This window comes from Sphingobium fuliginis (assembly GCF_004152845.1).
Lineage (GTDB): Bacteria > Pseudomonadota > Alphaproteobacteria > Sphingomonadales > Sphingomonadaceae > Sphingobium > Sphingobium fuliginis.
Genome location: NZ_SEON01000009.1, coordinates 72,376 through 88,245 on the forward strand (window position 1 = coordinate 72,376; position 15,870 = coordinate 88,245).

Genomic DNA, 15,870 nt, shown 5'->3' on the forward strand with positions numbered 1-15,870 from the left:
CCATGATCTTCAAGCGCAGCGCCCAGCGCTATGGCCGCACCCCGCCACCCGAAACGCCCTATGCACGAGCGGGCCAGGTCTGGGACGAACGGATCGGGTCGGCGCGCGTCCAGGCCCGAAACTGGCGCCTGATAGCCTTGGCCAGCCTCGCCCTTGCTGGCGGAACATCGGCCGGGCTCGTCTGGCAATCGGCGCAAAGTCGGCTCGTCCCCTATGTCGTCGAAGTTGATCGGCTAGGCGAAGCGAGGGCGGTCAATGAGGCGGTCACCGACTATCGCCCAACCGACCCGCAGGTGGCATGGCATCTCGCCCGCTTCATCACCAATGTGCGGGGCAGCTCGCTCGATCCGGTCCTGGTGCGGCGCGGCTGGTTCGAAGCCTATGAATTCACCACCCAGCGCGGCGCACAGTTCCTTGGCGACTATGCCCGCGCCAATGATCCCTTCTCCCGGATCGGCGAGCGGACTGTCTCGGTCCAGGTGACGAGCGTCGTCCGGGCCTCTGACAGGTCTTTCCAGGTCAAGTGGACCGAGACTGTCTTCGAGAGAGGCGTGCAGGCTGGGACCAGCCGCTGGACCGCGATCCTGACAATCGTGACCAAGGCGCCCGCCAACGCTGATGTCCTGCGAAAGAACCCGCTCGGCATCTATGTCGATGCGATCAACTGGAGCCGCGAACTCGACAGCGACGTCCGGCCCGCACCCCTGCGACCGCCTACTCGGCCAGGCGAGGCCCTCAGTTCGCCATTTCCGCCAGCGCTGGCGGCATCGAACCTCCAGAACAGCCAGGAGATCCAGCCATGAAGACCCGCACCCTTCTCCTATCCGCAATCTTTCTTGTCACCTCACAGGCCGAGGCGCAGACGGGGCCGTCCCCCCTGCGCAGCGTCGCCTCCGCCAACCGTAAGGCGACGGCGCAACCGGTCGTCCAGGGCTTCGTCAATGCAATCCAGGTCTATCCCTACGATGAGGGCTCGATCTTCCTGGCCTATACAGCACCAGGGTCAGTGACGGATATCGCGCTGCAGCCAGGCGAGACGCTGGTCGCAGTGGCAAGCGGCGACACGACGCGCTGGGTGATCGGCGACACCACTTCTGGAGGGGGTGGCAATGGCGATGGCGCGTCCAAGCGAACGCATATCCTCGTAAAGCCCTTCTCGGCAGGCCTTGCGACTAACCTCGTCATAACCACGAGCCGTCGAACCTATCACCTGCGCCTTGCGAGCACGGCCGCGACAGCCATGGCCGGCATAAGCTGGACTTATCCACAGGATGATCTCATCGCTTTCAAGAGCAAGGAAGAGGCCGCGCGCGCTGCCGAACCCGTTGCCGCCGGGCTCGACATCGCCCAGCTTCATTTCGACTATGCGATTTCCGGCGACCGGCCGTCGTGGCGACCGTTGCGCGCCTTTGACGACGGCCGGCAGACCTATATCGAATTCCCGCCGTCGCTTACCCAGGGCGATGCGCCGCCGCTCTTCGTCCTGGGGGCAGACGGCAAGGCAGAACTCGTCAACTACCGCCTGCGCGATCGCTACTATGTCGTCGATCGACTGTTCGGCGCGGCGGAACTGAGGTTGGGGCTCAAAAAGCAGGAAGTTGTCCGCATCACCCGCATCGAGAGCACAAAGCGCCGGAGGGGCGCATGAGTGTGGCCGACACCACGATCCAGCCAGTTCCGCCCCAGGCCAAGGTCGATCCCGAGACCTTGGTCCTGAGAGCGCAACCGATGAAAGCGATCCGCTTCCGCCGCGGCGCCATCATAGGCATCGCGGCGTTGGGGTCGGCAAGCCTCATGGGTGTCGCGTGGATGGCCCTTAAGCCCCAGGTCTTCCGGCAAGTGGCGCAGGAGAGCGAGCTTTCAAAACCATCGACGAACCCCAGCGACGCATTGGCCGGCCTGCCGGCAGGCTATGGGGCTGCTCCGAGACTAGGTCCACCATTGCCGGGTGATCTCGGGCGACCGATTCTGCGCGCCCAGCAACAGCATCTGGGCGGCGACACACCGGGCGGCAATCGGCCGATTGCGGACGCCGCAGAAGCTGAGAGGCTAGCAAGACTGGCGGAACTGAAGGCCGCCCGCGAGTCCGAAATCCTTTTCCAGACAAAGGCCGGCGACCATGCCGCCGAGGTACCGGCGACGCCGATCGCAATGGTTCCGCCGGATCCAACGGCGCCGCAACCCCCACAGGATCGCAAGGTCGCGTTTACGGAACGTCCCAATACCGGCAGCGACGTGAACACATCCATGTTGTCACCACCCGCGTCACCCTTCCTCCTGGCTGCCGGCAGCATCATATCCGGCAGCCTGATCACCGGGCTGAATTCTGACCTACCCGGGCTCGTGACCGCCCAGGTGACACAGAATGTCTTCGACAGCACAACTGGCCAGATCCTACTCGTGCCGCAGGGCGCTCGCCTGATCGGGAAATATGACAGCATCGTCGCCTTCGGCCAGCGACGCGCGCTTGTCATCTGGCAACGTCTCATCCTGCCGGACGGCAGTTCGCTCCGCCTCGACAATTTCCCGGCCGCGGACGCGGCGGGCTATGCGGGGCTGGCGGACAAGGTCGACTTCCATAGCTGGTCGCTGCTCAAGGGCGTCGCGATCACAACACTCCTCGGTGTTGGATCGGAACTGACCATCAATGGTGAGAGCGACCTTGTCGAGGCGATCCGGGAATCAACGCAGCAGAATGTCTCGCGGGCCGGCGACCAGATTACGTCGCGCAGCCTCGACATCCAGCCGACGATTACGGTGCGCTCTGGGACACCGGTCCGCCTGCTGGTCAGCCGCGATCTCATCCTCGCGCCTTGGCGCGGGTCGACAGGAGGATAAGCATGGTGGAGTTGAAATTGGCCAAGCTGCCGGACAGGACACCGGTCAAGCTGGCAATCACCGTTACGCCCGACCTGCTCAATGCGCTGCGCGATTATGCAGCAATCTACGCGCAGACCTATGGGACCGAGGAACCGGTGGCCGATCTCATCCCAGCGATGCTGACCGCCTTCCTAGAGAGCGACCGCAATTTTATCCGGGCACGAGAAACTGCGCAGCGAGGACAATCATGACGGACGCTTCCGACCAGGGCCTTGCTCCCATCACCGTGCGCGTGGCGATGGCTGTGCGTCTTACCGGTCTCAGCCGGTCCCGCATCTATGAACTGATCCAGGCTGGCGATATCGAGATCGTGAAGGTCGGAAGAGCGACCTTGGTCCGCTATGACAGCCTCCAGCGCTTGACCAGCAGATGAAGCATGCACGCTGTCCTCACGCTCGAGCTTGAAACCCACGGACGCTGGAAATTGGCTAGCGGTGGCGATCCATTGCGGTGACGGTAAGGAAGGCCGGGCTACCATGACCGACATAGACGTCGCTCAGTAGCCAGGCCTCCTCCGCCTCCTTGTCGGCCTCCGCGATCGCCTTCCACCAGAAGCGCAGGGCCGAATCCCACCGATATCCCCGAGATTTCAGCCGGTCCTTCGCGTCAAAAGGCGCATCGATCGCATTGACACGATAGGTGGGTTTTTCCGAACAGGCGATGAGCTTGGCGAGGATGGTTTCGCCGTCCAGCAGGCCATGAGCCAGCAGATAGATAAGCGCCAGGATATCGTTTTCTGCCCGATGGCCTTCATAGAACCAACCACATTGCGACACGAGGTGTGCAAGGGCTCGGCCATCGAAGCCAAGCTCGAGCCAATCCAGTTCGGCCATGGAGCAGGCCCATGGCTTGCCTGCGATCGCAGGCAGGCGCCGGTCGATAAATGGCCTGTCGAACGCCGCATTGTGGGCGACGATGATGTCGGCGGACGAAAGGACCTCGACGGCTGCCGCCTCGTCTATGACCTGACCAGCAAGGTCATCCGCCGTAAGCCCGGTCAATTTGGTGATCCTGGGGTCGAGCGCGATGCCCGGATCCTCACGCCAGACCCGAGGCACGCCGACCTGAATCACGCGCCCCAGAGCATCGAACCGAAAACGCTGGACTGCCAGTTCGATAATCCTGTCGGTTTCTCGATCGAGGCCGGTCGTTTCCACGTCAACCGCAACGCCAATCCTGCTGGGCGCCCGTGGATCAGCATCATGGAAAGCCGTCACAGGCATCAACCGGCGCAGGACCCGATAATCAGGATGACTGCTTAGCGCCTCAGCAGCGCGCTCGTGACGACCGTCAGCAGAGAACGTCATGATGCCAACGATCCCTTTGTCATTCTTCCACCACCCGGAAAACCGCGCCGCTGCCGGCATCCCTGACCAGATCGACCCGTTTACCGTCCCAATGATAGTCGAGATGCCTGCCCTGGACCGGGCTGGAGGCACAGTCGGGATAAAAGAGCCCTACACATTCTCCCCCAGCTTGCCGCACGCTCGGATAGGCTATTCCATCAGAACCAGCCTTTCGTAGAGTAGTACCCAGCAACTGGGCGGCCGCGTAATCATCTGGATCGAGGCAAGCGGCGAACTGATCGTCCTGGCCGCGCAGATCGTGAAGGTCCGCGCAAACTGTCAGGATGATTTCCCGAAACTGGGAGGTCCAACCGGGTGATTCAGCCGTGCACGCCATGAACCGCGCATGATGATGGATCGTCTCGAACAGGGCAGTCTCATAGCAATCGGCGATGTAAAGAACGCCATAGCTCCCATCGGAAAACCGGCTGGGACGGTCGACACTGACATGGGTGAAGGACGCCATCAGATAGGAAGCCCCGTTGCCACCCACCCGTCGTTCGGGAGGCACAAGGTCGAGATTCCCGATCGCCACTCTAATGCGCGGATTGGTCTTCTGCTCGGCCGACAGCAACAGAGGCCAATCCGCCGGATCGGCAATATCCTCGAACAGGTCGATGGGCGGGTAGACACTGCGGATGATCCGCACTGCGCCGTCCCATTCCACTCTGCAAATTGGCGGTTCGTTAGCCAGAGTCACCAGCCGCCACGTTCCGCATCAAGATAGCGCCGCACACGCATCAAGTCCGTCAGTTCACCGCCCAGCATGACATCAAGGGCGCTGGCGCCCTCAAAGGCAGTATTGTTCGCCTTCACCCAGCTATAGCCCCGCTGCGGCTCCTGAAAGATCAGCCGAAGGGCCTTGTGAATACCCATGAGATTGGAGAGGCGCGCGAGACCATCGCGAGACATGCGACCTGGCCCCTCGGCCTTCCAACGCCGATAGGTGCGCACAGGCATGTCGGTCAGGATTGCTGCCTGCTCGTCTGTTATACCCCATTTCCCGAAAAGGGTCATGGCCGCACGAAACATCGCTGCCCCCTCTTCCTGAGTAACGGGGCTATTCTGGAAGGGCCCAGACGCCGTATCCACCAACTCAAGCATCGACATGCCATATCTCCATATGGCATCATTTAATCAATTTCAGGACATTTGGCAATAATGCGTCATGGAGCGTTAGATAACTCTCCGGCCGACATCCGTACCTAGCCTGTTGCAAGCCGAACCACGGGTTCTCGATCCAGATTGATGATCGCTAAGTCTTCGAGACCGCAGTCTTTCAGAAAGGCATAAATGGCCTGGTAAACCGCGGGAGTCCGTGTTGCGTCTTCCTCTGAGCCTTCCGGCACGAAAACAACCATGCCTTGCCGACCGCGGGTCAGCAGCACGCGATAGGCATTGGCCACATAAGCTTTGCGCGCTTCGTCATTCACCGCCTGCCATCGCGTGCCTTTGAACTGCATGGCCTGCCATTGATCATCGACGCGTCGATAATTGGCATCCCAGCACAAACAGGTCCAATCCAACTCCAGGCCCTGAACGTCGAACTCCGTGGCAGCGTCTTCAAGCGCATCCGACGATCGCACGTCGTAATTTGGTGCCAAGAACCATTTTGCCGGCTCAATTTTGGCTTTAACGAACACCCCATGCGGTTTGAGACGGGCGGCATTAGACGAGGCGAGCAGGCCTGTCCGTTCAGCGCCACGGCGTTTGGAACGAAGCCAGCGCCTAGCTTGTTCGAGGTCCCTCGTGACGTAGAGCGGAAAATTTGACAGCGTGCCTTTAACCGCGCGCGCTGAGGAGGCATCGCCGGCAATCAAATGGCCAACGAAATCAGACAGGCGCTCGGCTCGAAACGACCGTAGCGACGTGGCCAAATGCAACGCGGGCGCCGTTACTTCTTTAGCCAATGGGCAGGAATGAACGAGGCTGTCGGGGATGTGCGCTTCCCAATGCGGGAAGCTGCGCCCGAGCGCGCGCAGCCATTCCTCAATACCGGCCTCCCCGGTGTTAATTTCCTGCCCATTACCAACCAGGCAGATAATCGCGCACCAGTCGTCATGGCGATCCATCACCGATAGCAGGAACTCCGGTTCCGACATGGAAAAGCCAAGTTGGCCCTTCTTCTGCTGCATGAATTTTGAGGTCTGCTCGACATCCCAAGCCCGTTGCGCCTCGTCAAACACGGCGACTTTTTCCACCGGAGCATCTTGAGAGACCAGTGCATCGTCGCGGAAGTGGTGGATGTTTTGGATGAAGGCTGCCGCACGGCGGTCCTCCTGCACCTTGGACGTGCTGGTACCGACCTCACGTGCCCTTGCTACGGCATCAATGGCCAGCGCCTCGCGTAAAACATCCACCAAGGGCCCGTTGCCTGAAAGGAAGACGGCATGCTCGTCGCTATGCGCACGCTGGCGCGCTGTAGCGAGATTGAGGCCTGCCAGCGTCTTGCCAGAACCTGGGACGCCGGTGACGAAGCAGATGATCTTCCGCTTATGGCGCTTCGCTGCCTCGATCGCATTGGACACGTATTCCGCGGTTTTTGTGAGATTTTCAGCTCCTGCTTCAGAGCGAGAGATGTCTTCAACCGCATGTCCGCGATAGAGCGCCTGTGCCGCCTCTACGATCGTTGGCGTTGGGCGGTAGCGCCCGGCTTCCCACACTGCGGCATCGATCGGTGCACTATGCCAAACATGGCATATATGTTGGATGGCTGGCAAAAGACCCGCGGCATTGACGCCCAAAGGTCGCGCGAGCCCATCTTCATCCCATTGCATATGCAGGTCGCCACTGAGCGGCGCATGGGTGGCGACCAAAATTGGTATGATCGGCAGACCATGGCTGGTCTCGTGGAAATGCTTGAGGTCGAGGCCATAACCATAGACTTGGTCCAAGCTGGAACGATCAAATTGGCTGGCGCCCAGCTTATATTCGATCACAAACACAATGCCATGGGTCAGCAAAATCAGGTCCGCCCGCCGCCCCACGCGCGGAATCAGAAATTCCATAAAGGCATGGGCATCGGGCAAGTCCCGCGCCAGTTCGCGCAAATGCTGGATTTGATAATCCCATGCGGCGCGCTGGGTCGGTTCTATCGCAAACGGTGAGCGCAAGGCCAGACGCCCCAACAACTCCGCATCGCTGAGGGTAATTGCGTCTCGGGCGAGCAAGGAGAGGTAAGCGCGGCTCATGGGCTTGTCCTGACGAGGCATGAGAAGGATGGCAAGCACCCCATGCACAACCCCGCCCGACGGATACGTGTGCTGGCAACCACACGTGCGCCTGGATTGGCCGACCGCTGACCGGCGGCTTTGAGAATGAAGCACGGGATAGCTGCCTTTCGGGCCGCTTGGCAGAACACGGAATCGAATCAGTTTGATCGCGAACGAAATTTCGGCCAGTTTTCTCGGCAGTGCGAACAGGGAAGGAGCGGACGATGGCATTCCATGAAGATCGTCTGATCCTACACCTAACGCACAGCGAACTCGAAGATTTGATCAAGAAATGGCTCGCGAAAGGTTGCGGACACCTATGCCGGATTCGAACGTCCTACGGCATCGTCTGACATGGGCCGCGACGCTGTCGGCTATCTCTCTCTGCGTACCTGTACGATGGCGAATGGCACAATCATCAGTACAAGCACCTGAAGGCGCCTCTTGGAAAGGCTGGGGCAATTCGCATTCGAGAGGGAAGATGGGATGTCAGCTTCCATGCAATTTTGCACCCCTGCTGTCGAGTTCAACCTATGGCTGAACCGTTATCTACGAGGGATTTCGAGAACGCCTTTGGTGCGTTGCGCCGGGCGTTGCCTTTCGCTCCACCTCGCGCACCACAGCAATTTTACGCGCTTCGCGATTTACAGGCGGCATTTCGAGCACTCAAGGAACCTCTTGCCACTGCGAAAAAAATGGGAGGGCTAATAAATCCGTGGGCTGTTGCTAGCCTTGGACGTGACGAAGTGCGGAATACCGCCGCTCTTGCAGGGCTCTGGATGTCAGAGTTCGGCGGAGAGGCCTCTCGAAATTTCCTTGGGAGCTACCTTTCGAGCGCCATCGCGGGCATCGACTGGTCTCGTGAGCTCGAGCGGGGGTATCGGATCGAGACGGAGATTTGTCCTTTGGGTGATGCGGCCGATCGCGTAGATTTGATTGTTGAAACGACGAGCCACCTGATCGGTGTGGAGGTGAAAATTCGCGCCGGTTTGGGCCGACAACAGTTGGAGCGATATACGGCATCCATTGCTCGCCGAGCTGAACTTCAAAATCTATCTCCGCAGATCGTGCTTCTCGCGCCGTTTCGGACGAAACTGCCTGAAGTTGTCTCCACTACGTGGTTTGACGTTGCGCGGGCAGCTCAGGTCGCGTCGTATGACCGCGCTGCTGATCGATCTTTCGTTCAGCGCCTCATCGACAGCTTTGCAGCCCATATCCGGAAATTTTAGGAGCACTTTGCCTATGTCGGAACCCGCCGTCGGTGCCGTTATCGTCAACCACATCAATGAGTTGGAGGCGGCTCTTCGATATGCCCACTCAACCATGGAGCCAATGCTCGAGAAGGCGGTGGCGAATGTCATGGAAGAGAAGCGGCATGAATTAGGCTGGGCAGGCGAGGCGCCGGCTGATTTCGACGAAACACAGTGGCTAGCGCCAGAAGAATGGCGAATGGATGGGGCCGTTGCCAATGATGATTTCTATTTGTCTTTCGTCCTCGACACGAGGTCGTGCATTGATGGCAACGAACCTGAAACGTGGGTCGGGACCATTGCCGGCTTTGCCGGCGCCGGGATCAGCCTCTCCGCGGCCACGGATGCGCTGAAACAGCGGCCTTGGAAAGCGCTCATGAAATCGCAACGAGCCCTGCTCGACGAGTTGGTTGGGAAAGGATTCCTCTGTGATCCTAAGACCGGCGATATTGCGCTGACAATCTCAATTAATCGCGAAGACCTGGCAGCTGGGTTCGAGGATGTCTCACTAGAAACAGCGCTGGAGCCGATTGTTGTCGCAATCGAACGCATTAACACGGCTAGGCCGGAACTCGATCGATTAGTCGATGCCATCAAGCAGAACGCCGACAAATGAGCCGTCGTCTAAACAATTGTGGGAAGGCGAACGGTCCAGACAAAGGCCGAATGACTGTCAGGATGTATCGTGGTCATTGATTTTGATCAGTCCGAATCATGGCCGCCCGTGCTCATTGCCTACATTCGAGGCATCGTAATATTCGAAGCGCCAGAATTTGCGGACCTGACCGGCTGCGGCCGCTACTTCGAACTTTTAATGCCGCAATAGCATCGCAAGCACCGCGCGCTAAAACTGCGCGGGAAGGTAGGGAAATGCCACTAATGGATTTGAGTATGGATGGGTTGACGAACCGTGACTGGGCTCATTTCTACTTTGATGATTACGACCTCGAAGCCCAACTGATCGCCATTCGGGCCTTTCTCGCCACATCGAGAGAAGCGGAAGCGGGGCAACGGGTAGAGATCGAAGCCTTGGCGAACCGTGCAAAGGTCGCGCAATCGGAGCATCTCGGCGGCATGTGGACCGATGCTGTCCATGCCTCAGTCTATCACGATGCTGCGAGAAGTGCCGCTGCGGTCGGCATGCTCGCTCCCTTCGTTGAGAATCTGTTCACGGGCATTTTTCGAGGCATCGGAAAGTTGGGTGTCGACTCTTTAGGGCACGGCTCGGACGCTCCGCGCTCGGAGCGAGCAAAGGCACTTTTCTGGGATCCTCACCATTATTTTGGCGACGGCGAGGTCAAGAGCGACTTGATCCGTGGCATCGTGCAGCTGGCAGATTCAACCGAGTTGAGGCCGCATTTGCCGAGCGACTTGGAGCCGGTTCTGCAGGCGCTGCTGAGCTATCGAAATAACATCCTGCACAATGGTCTGGAGTGGCCCGTCGAGCGCCGGGAAAAGTTCGCGAACCAGGTCACCCGATGGCCAAAAGGATGGTTCCAGAAGGCAGAGAGCAACCACAAGCCATGGGTCTGGTATATGTCGGAGGCGTTCATTCAGCGCGTATTTGGGGTTCATCGACGAGGTGCTCGACGCTGCCGGGCAGCATATCCGGCTGCATTACGTTCCGGTGGGCGCGGCGGATCATGAGGGTGCAGAGCCCGAATCCTTTAAGCCTTAATATTCTCGCGACTTGATCGGCCGCACCGGCATGACGCCCATAATTTCCTCAGCTTCGGCACCCGATATGGGATAGCCATGAGCAACACATGCGCCAAGATCGAGATCAATAGCGAGGTGTCGGAACGGAACACCATTTTGCTGACCAATCTCGAAGCAGGTGTCGAGAGCGATCCTAAAATTTCTGCCGCAACAAAAGGTATCCCACAATCCACTGACATCGAACGAAAAGTCGATCGGCCCCTCTCGCGATGGGATTTCGTTGACGCTCATAATGTCCGAAAACCAAGACCAGAACAGGTTCGATAGTGTACTCGATTTCCAATTTTTATTGAAATAGGAGATATTCCTGCTCGCCATTTTTGGGCCCGCGCTCGAAAAATGCTTTCCATGCTCTCCGGGGCTTAGGAAGTGCAACCTTCCAAGCCGTCCGACTCCCTTCAGGTAGAAATCTTCTGCAGCGGGCCTGCGCTCCTCGAGGTTTAACCGTGTACCTTCGTCAGGGATGTCGTAGACATCATTTTCAAATAAGACCGTCTCCACAAGCTTGAGCTCCTCGCTCGACACCGATACCCTCGCAATCGATCGCACCCACTCATAGTGGAGAAGTTCGAGGGCGTCGGGGCACTCATCTTCGAACCCTTCAATGGCTTCCCAGTCGACCGGGCATGCGCAGAGTGCCCGGATTTCCGGCGTCGGTTCGTTGATGTCATGCGGCATGCAAGAGACCTTCCGCGCGGCTATCAAAAACTGCCGATACGCGAGAGGGTCTCGCGAAAGCTGTCCTGCAGGCGGCCGATCTCGGTCGTGACGGTGTAGATATTTCGATAGTGCCCAATTGAATAATGCCCTGCGAGGGTGGTCGCGCCAGATTGAAAATGGCCTGCCCGCACGATGCCAAATGTTCCTTTCTGGAAGAAGGAGATGTAGCGCGAGCTCTTCCGGCCCCATCTGGTGTGTGTGTTCGTCTCGAAAATGCGGCAGGACCAACCCGGGATAGGCTGTGTCACCAGGACGAGGTCGTACATCCGCGCCAGTGTCTGCCGTGTCTCGTCGAGTGGGCCATAGCCACCCTTGTCTTTGCATTCGACGGCAACGATAGGCAGCCCGTGAGGATATCCGCCCCCGTTGTTACGTATCGCCTCGCCAATTGCCGCAGGAAGCATCGAGACGTCGATCTCGTGCTTCGCAGCACTACGCCCCTTCCATTGCACGCTCCCTCGCAGTTCGAACCGTCGATCAGTGTCGGTCACATGCTCAATAAGCACATATCCTGGTGCGGTTGGGCTGCTGGGCTGGATGCGAGAGCGCTGGCTTGGGAAGTTGAAGCTCGCGCCGGCAGGCAGGACCGTGCCATCTCCCTGACGGAGTGAGACGCGCCAGAAGCGCGTCATGTGACGACGAACAGTATAGGCCAGCTTCATCAGGACCCAAGCCTCAAGTGCCTTGCCCTCGCCAGTGGGTACGGCCATGCCTCCATGGGCTGCGCGGAATGCCCTTAACATATTTCTCAGCTCTGTTTCGGCTGCACTGCTGAATGCCACGTCAGACGCCGTCGGCTTGAGGCGGCGCGATCATATTCGGCAGTCGCATCAGGAGCGCGTCGAGCGCGTCCGCGACACTGGTATCACCCACGTCCCGCGTGCTGATTGGCGATGTCGCAGCACGCTGTTCGGGATCGATGAATTCTATACGGACTTGACCATCACCCGCAATCTCATTGGCGATTTTCTCAGCCTCGACAAATGCTCTAACAGGGAGCACGAGACGTGCTCGCAGGATGTCTATGGCTGTACGTAGCTGATCGGTTTCCTCGATCGGCACGCGCGTGATTACTGTCTCGGCTAGATCGGCTTTGTCCGATTGGTTCTCGACATAGACCTCCTTCTCAATCTCGCGCCCGAGGCTGATCTCAGTGAGGAGCTCGCCCGCGAGTGCCCCGAAGCCCTCTTCTTCTAGGACGAAGATGATCTGCCGCACTTCTTCGCTTATTGCCAATTAACCGCCCCTGATTTGTTGAATTACCACAATGCGTTAAACGAGTTTTACCTCAAAAGCGATATCGGCGTTCACCAACTTAAGGAAGATTGGAAAACCGTGCTCCCAGGCAAGCCAACTTTGATAGTAACGAAATTCGATGGCGCCGTTGGCCTTCTTGAGAAGGCGCCCGGCTAGACAGTTGTTGGTGAATGTGTTGAGCGGCGGGTGCGCTCTGCACCGGCCCATCAGAAGATGTTCTCAATATCAGGCACAGATTTGCCGGACCTCTGATCAATGACCATCTCCAGATCGAGAGCGGCAAACAGCGCATAAATAGAGGATAAACGGGTGCCTTCTTGTCCGGTCTCGATCTTGGAAACGAGTTCCTGCCGCAGGCCTGCCAAGCGAGCCAGTTCCGTCTGGCTCATGCCCTTCTGCTTACGCGCCCTGTGGATGGCGACGCCGAGCTGCTTAGGTGATCGCGCGATATGGGGCATTAGCCAACCTCCTGGCCGTTCTTATGCTCCAAATCGCATAATTCCGTAATATGCTGTTTTTAGCATAAGGCCGTCTTATGCGTTAATTTGCATAAAACGCTATTACGCGATCTTTCACATTGCCTCACTGACAGAGGGACCAGCAAGATACGCGCTAGCGCCGCCCAAACCTGACCTTGATGATTTCTCAGCCTGGAACTGGTTGAGATAGTCGCTCCAATAATGCATCATTTCGAACCGGCCATTCTAATGCTCGCTGCGCGCATAAGACCGTGGAGGGCATCGCATGCGCCAACTGCCGTTCGATCGCGGCCGAATGCCATTTGCCCATTTCTTTCAGAAGATTGCTCACAGTGGTGCAAAACCTATGCGCCGTCACCTTGTCTTTTCTAAACCCGGGCCGACGCGCTGCGGCTTTAGGATATTATCAATAATCGGCCGATCAGCGTAGCGAACGCTTCTGGGATTGGGACCTAGCGGCCACCGCTATCATTCATGCCCAGATAACAATTTTGATCATGCGTTATGCTCTGTAAGCGGGGTCTGACGACCGCCTTGCACGCCGGGCATCCGCCGGGATGATTGCCGCTCTTTGAGCGGGGTGGCGGGTGTCGGACGAGATCGAGGATTCAGCGAGCGGTGCAGCGACTACTCATACGAGCGGTCGTATGAGTAGTCGGATAGAGGTCGTTAGCCGGGTGTCGGGTCGGCGGCGCTGGACGGTGGAGCAGAAGCTGGCCGTGCTGCGGGATGCATTCGGCCCGGAGGGCTGCGTGCGCGCGGCCTGTGAACGCCATGATGTCGGCAGCGGATCGATCTACACATGGCGGCGACAGGCGATGTCCGGTGAACTGGCCGGGGTGCGCAAGCCGATCGAGCCCGTTTTTGCGGAGGTGCAGATCAGCGAGCAACCAGCCTTACCCGCCCCAACGGTCGCGGCGCGCAGCGGCAGCGTGATTGGCATCGAGCTGCCGTCGGGTATCAGGGTAAGCGTGGATGCCACGGTCGATGCCGATGCCCTGTCGCGGGTGATCGGCATCCTGACGCGATGATCCCGCTGCCACCATCGACGCGGATATTCCTGGCCTGCGGCGCGACAGACATGCGCAAGGGTTTTGACGGCCTGGCCGTGATGGCGCAGCAGGTTCTGGAGCAAAGCCCGCATTCCGGCGCGCTGTTCGCCTTTCGAGGGAAGCGCGGCGATCTGGTGAAGCTGCTCTGGTATGACGGTCAGGGCATGTGCCTGTTTTCCAAGCGGATGGACCGGGGCCGGTTCGTGTGGCCATCGACCAAGACCGGGTCGGTGGTGATGACGGCGGCCCAGCTTTCCATGCTTCTGGAAGGCATCGACTGGCGGCGGCCGGAACGCACTTTTACCCCATCACTCGCGGGCTAAAACGCCCATTTTCCGGCGCTTTTGCTGGCATTTCGTCGGCTGTTCCGCTATAGGATCGCGGTGTCGGACGCAGGCCTTTCCACCGCTGACAAAGACGCTCGGATCGCCGAGCTCGAAGCTGCTTTGGCGGCCGCCCACGCCGATATTTCTGCCCGCGACATCCTGATCGACACGCTGCGTGTGCAGATCGCGCGCCTCAAGCGGATGCAGTTCGGCAAGTCGTCCGAGAAGCTCGATACCCAGATCGCACAGCTTGAACTGGCGCTCGAGGAACTGGAAGGTGAGGCCATTGTCGCCGCCGCGCGTCGAGGCGGTCCAGTAGCCATCGATCGGCCATCGCCGGTTCGGGCGCTGCCCGCCCATTTGCCACGCGAAGAGCAGCGGATCGAACCTGAGAAGGGCAACTGCGCCTGTCCCGACTGCGGCGGCGCGTTGCGGCCCTTGGGGCAGGATAGCGACGAGATGCTTGATGCGGTGCCGGTACAGTGGCGCGTCGTTCGGACCATCCGGCCCAAGTATAGCTGCCGGTCCTGCGAGAAGATCGTGCAGGCGCCCGCGCCGGTAAAAGCCATTGCCCGGGGGAAGGCGACCTTCGGCACGTTGGCCTACGTCGTCGTCTCCAAGTTCGATCATCATCTGCCGCTTTACCGCCAGGCCGAGATCATGGCTGCGCAGGGGATCGAGATCGACCGCTCGACGCTGGCGGGCTGGGTTGGACAGGCATCCGTGCTGCTCGACCCGATCGTCAGTCGCATCCGCGAGGTCGGCCTGACCGCTTCGAAGATCCATACTGACGATACGCCGGTTCCCATGCTTGATCCGGGCCGCGGCAAGACGGCAACCGGCAGGCTCTGGGCTTACGCCGTCGACGATCGCGGCTCCGGCGCCACCAACCCCTCACTCGTCTGGTATGAGTTCACCACCGATCGCACAGGCGCGCACCCCCAGCGTCAACTGGCCAACTTCACCGGGTATCTCCAGGCCGACGGCTATGCGGGTTATGACAAGCTCTACGACACGAACCGCGTCACCGAGGTTGCTTGCTGGGCGCATTTCCGGCGGAAGATATTCGACATCCACGCCACCAAGCCGACGTCGCTTACCGCTGATCTGCTGGAACGCATCGGTGAGCTTTACGAGATCGAGGCAGAAGTTCGAGGCCAGCAACCCGATCTCCGACGACGAAGCCGGCAGGACCGCACCCAGCCATTGATCGACGAGTTGCGCCAGACACTCGACGATGCCCTGCGCCGCCTCTCGCCCAAGTCTGAGATGGCCAAGGCGATCGCATATGGGCGCAAACGCTGGGTCGCGCTGACACGTTTCCTCGACGATGGGCGCTTGGAGATCGACAACAACATTGCAGAGCGCGCCATGCGCTGCGTGGCCCTGGGCCGTAAAAACTGGCTGTTCGCTGGCTCAAAGGCGGGCGGCGATCGCGCCGCTGCCGTCTATTCCGTCATCGAGAGCGCCAAACTCAATGGCCTCGAACCACAGGCCTATATCGCCGACGTCATCGCCAAGATCGCGGGCGAATGGCCTGCTGCCCGCTGGGATGAACTCATGCCGTGGAACTGGCGGCCAGATCAGCAACCGATCGCCGAAGCCGCCTGATCTGCGGCCTCCAGCCCA

The 15,870-nt window shown here is 59.4% G+C and carries 19 protein-coding genes; 11 read left to right on the forward strand and 8 right to left on the reverse strand.

Features of this window, described 5'->3' with window-relative positions:
* Positions 1-2 precede the first annotated feature (2 nt).
* Genes trbF through EWH10_RS18735 form a run of 5 tightly spaced genes read left to right on the forward strand, consistent with a single transcriptional unit; the run spans position 3 to position 3,253 of the window.
* The gene (gene trbF, locus EWH10_RS18715) at positions 3-803 is read left to right on the forward strand and encodes a conjugal transfer protein TrbF (protein WP_065847339.1); all 801 of its coding nucleotides are present in this window, start codon (positions 3-5) and stop codon (positions 801-803) included.
* On the forward strand, positions 800-1,648 hold the full coding sequence (trbG, locus tag EWH10_RS18720; protein ID WP_065847337.1) for a P-type conjugative transfer protein TrbG: 849 nt from the start codon (positions 800-802) through the stop codon (positions 1,646-1,648). The genes trbF and trbG overlap by 4 nt, the downstream gene beginning before the upstream one ends.
* Complete coding sequence (locus EWH10_RS18725; RefSeq protein ID WP_065847335.1) at positions 1,645-2,838, forward strand: TraB/TrbI/VirB10 family type IV secretion system protein; 1,194 nt, start codon at positions 1,645-1,647, stop codon at positions 2,836-2,838. Before trbG ends, EWH10_RS18725 begins: the two co-directional genes overlap by 4 nt.
* Before the next feature lie 2 nt (positions 2,839-2,840).
* Positions 2,841-3,071, forward strand: a complete 231-nt coding sequence (locus EWH10_RS18730) for a DUF2274 domain-containing protein (RefSeq protein ID WP_130030166.1) — start codon at positions 2,841-2,843, stop codon at positions 3,069-3,071.
* Positions 3,068-3,253, forward strand: coding sequence for a helix-turn-helix domain-containing protein (locus EWH10_RS18735; protein WP_065847188.1), 186 nt, complete (start codon positions 3,068-3,070; stop codon positions 3,251-3,253). Before EWH10_RS18730 ends, EWH10_RS18735 begins: the two co-directional genes overlap by 4 nt.
* A gap of 55 nt (positions 3,254-3,308) precedes the next feature.
* On the opposite strand, the gene EWH10_RS18740 is transcribed toward EWH10_RS18735, so the two are convergent.
* From EWH10_RS18740 to EWH10_RS18755, 4 genes are all read right to left on the reverse strand, one after another.
* A complete protein-coding gene (locus EWH10_RS18740; protein WP_065847190.1) occupies positions 3,309-4,187 on the reverse strand; it encodes a 3'-5' exonuclease in 879 nt (292 codons plus the stop codon).
* A gap of 19 nt (positions 4,188-4,206) precedes the next feature.
* A complete protein-coding gene (locus tag EWH10_RS18745) occupies positions 4,207-4,875 on the reverse strand; it encodes an RES family NAD+ phosphorylase (RefSeq protein WP_065847192.1) in 669 nt (222 codons plus the stop codon).
* A gap of 47 nt (positions 4,876-4,922) precedes the next feature.
* A complete protein-coding gene (locus EWH10_RS18750; protein WP_065847193.1) occupies positions 4,923-5,336 on the reverse strand; it encodes an MbcA/ParS/Xre antitoxin family protein in 414 nt (137 codons plus the stop codon).
* A gap of 95 nt (positions 5,337-5,431) precedes the next feature.
* Complete coding sequence (locus tag EWH10_RS18755; protein ID WP_065847231.1) at positions 5,432-7,417, reverse strand: DUF2075 domain-containing protein; 1,986 nt, start codon at positions 7,415-7,417, stop codon at positions 5,432-5,434.
* Positions 7,418-7,971: 554 nt separating this feature from the next.
* Between EWH10_RS18755 and EWH10_RS18760 the strand changes: the two genes are divergently transcribed.
* The 3 genes from EWH10_RS18760 (at position 7,972) to EWH10_RS18770 (ending at position 10,335) form a co-directional block, all read left to right on the forward strand.
* Positions 7,972-8,667, forward strand: a complete 696-nt coding sequence (locus EWH10_RS18760; protein ID WP_083199168.1) for a PD-(D/E)XK nuclease family protein — start codon at positions 7,972-7,974, stop codon at positions 8,665-8,667.
* Between the two features lie 13 nt (positions 8,668-8,680).
* The gene (locus EWH10_RS18765; RefSeq protein ID WP_065847197.1) at positions 8,681-9,304 is read left to right on the forward strand and encodes a hypothetical protein; all 624 of its coding nucleotides are present in this window, start codon (positions 8,681-8,683) and stop codon (positions 9,302-9,304) included.
* Positions 9,305-9,579: 275 nt separating this feature from the next.
* Complete coding sequence (locus EWH10_RS18770) at positions 9,580-10,335, forward strand: hypothetical protein (protein WP_065847199.1); 756 nt, start codon at positions 9,580-9,582, stop codon at positions 10,333-10,335.
* 27 nt (positions 10,336-10,362) lie between these two features.
* On the opposite strand, the gene EWH10_RS18775 is transcribed toward EWH10_RS18770, so the two are convergent.
* From EWH10_RS18775 to EWH10_RS18790, 4 genes are all read right to left on the reverse strand, one after another.
* A complete protein-coding gene (locus EWH10_RS18775; RefSeq protein WP_065847201.1) occupies positions 10,363-11,085 on the reverse strand; it encodes a hypothetical protein in 723 nt (240 codons plus the stop codon).
* A 23-nt stretch (positions 11,086-11,108) separates the two neighbouring features.
* Positions 11,109-11,837 (reverse strand): hypothetical protein, encoded by a 729-nt coding sequence (locus tag EWH10_RS18780; RefSeq protein WP_065847203.1) that lies wholly within the window; start codon positions 11,835-11,837, stop codon positions 11,109-11,111.
* 73 nt (positions 11,838-11,910) lie between these two features.
* Positions 11,911-12,363, reverse strand: coding sequence for a hypothetical protein (locus EWH10_RS18785; protein ID WP_065847205.1), 453 nt, complete (start codon positions 12,361-12,363; stop codon positions 11,911-11,913).
* A 227-nt stretch (positions 12,364-12,590) separates the two neighbouring features.
* The gene (locus EWH10_RS18790; protein WP_065847209.1) at positions 12,591-12,842 is read right to left on the reverse strand and encodes a helix-turn-helix domain-containing protein; all 252 of its coding nucleotides are present in this window, start codon (positions 12,840-12,842) and stop codon (positions 12,591-12,593) included.
* 668 nt (positions 12,843-13,510) lie between these two features.
* On the opposite strand from EWH10_RS18790, the gene tnpA reads away from it, so the two are divergent.
* The 3 genes from tnpA to tnpC are packed head-to-tail and all read left to right on the forward strand — an operon-like array spanning position 13,511 to position 15,852.
* Positions 13,511-13,894, forward strand: a complete 384-nt coding sequence (gene tnpA, locus EWH10_RS18795) for an IS66-like element accessory protein TnpA (RefSeq protein WP_065847211.1) — start codon at positions 13,511-13,513, stop codon at positions 13,892-13,894.
* Entirely contained in the window at positions 13,891-14,238 is a 348-nt protein-coding gene (gene tnpB, locus EWH10_RS18800) for an IS66 family insertion sequence element accessory protein TnpB (protein ID WP_065847213.1), read from the forward strand. Before tnpA ends, tnpB begins: the two co-directional genes overlap by 4 nt.
* Before the next feature lie 21 nt (positions 14,239-14,259).
* Positions 14,260-15,852, forward strand: a complete 1,593-nt coding sequence (gene tnpC, locus EWH10_RS18805; RefSeq protein ID WP_371873096.1) for an IS66 family transposase — start codon at positions 14,260-14,262, stop codon at positions 15,850-15,852.
* Positions 15,853-15,870 lie beyond the last annotated feature (18 nt).

Bases quoted from the DNA above. Each gene is read 5' to 3' on its own strand.
- trbF (WP_065847339.1), top strand. From the start codon at position 3: ATGATCTTCAAGCGCAGCGCCCAGCGCTATGGCCGCACCCCGCCACCC.
- trbG (WP_065847337.1), top strand. From the start codon at position 800: ATGAAGACCCGCACCCTTCTCCTATCCGCAATCTTTCTTGTCACCTCA.
- EWH10_RS18725 (WP_065847335.1), top strand. From the start codon at position 1,645: ATGAGTGTGGCCGACACCACGATCCAGCCAGTTCCGCCCCAGGCCAAG.
- EWH10_RS18730 (WP_130030166.1), top strand. From the start codon at position 2,841: ATGGTGGAGTTGAAATTGGCCAAGCTGCCGGACAGGACACCGGTCAAG.
- EWH10_RS18735 (WP_065847188.1), top strand. From the start codon at position 3,068: ATGACGGACGCTTCCGACCAGGGCCTTGCTCCCATCACCGTGCGCGTG.
- EWH10_RS18740 (WP_065847190.1), bottom strand. From the start codon at position 4,187: ATGACGTTCTCTGCTGACGGTCGTCACGAGCGCGCTGCTGAGGCGCTA.
- EWH10_RS18750 (WP_065847193.1), bottom strand. From the start codon at position 5,336: ATGTCGATGCTTGAGTTGGTGGATACGGCGTCTGGGCCCTTCCAGAAT.
- EWH10_RS18755 (WP_065847231.1), bottom strand. From the start codon at position 7,417: ATGAGCCGCGCTTACCTCTCCTTGCTCGCCCGAGACGCAATTACCCTC.
- EWH10_RS18760 (WP_083199168.1), top strand. From the start codon at position 7,972: ATGGCTGAACCGTTATCTACGAGGGATTTCGAGAACGCCTTTGGTGCG.
- EWH10_RS18765 (WP_065847197.1), top strand. From the start codon at position 8,681: ATGTCGGAACCCGCCGTCGGTGCCGTTATCGTCAACCACATCAATGAG.
- EWH10_RS18770 (WP_065847199.1), top strand. From the start codon at position 9,580: ATGGATGGGTTGACGAACCGTGACTGGGCTCATTTCTACTTTGATGAT.
- EWH10_RS18775 (WP_065847201.1), bottom strand. From the start codon at position 11,085: ATGCCGCATGACATCAACGAACCGACGCCGGAAATCCGGGCACTCTGC.
- EWH10_RS18780 (WP_065847203.1), bottom strand. From the start codon at position 11,837: ATGGCCGTACCCACTGGCGAGGGCAAGGCACTTGAGGCTTGGGTCCTG.
- EWH10_RS18790 (WP_065847209.1), bottom strand. From the start codon at position 12,842: ATGCCCCATATCGCGCGATCACCTAAGCAGCTCGGCGTCGCCATCCAC.
- tnpA (WP_065847211.1), top strand. From the start codon at position 13,511: ATGAGTAGTCGGATAGAGGTCGTTAGCCGGGTGTCGGGTCGGCGGCGC.
- tnpB (WP_065847213.1), top strand. From the start codon at position 13,891: ATGATCCCGCTGCCACCATCGACGCGGATATTCCTGGCCTGCGGCGCG.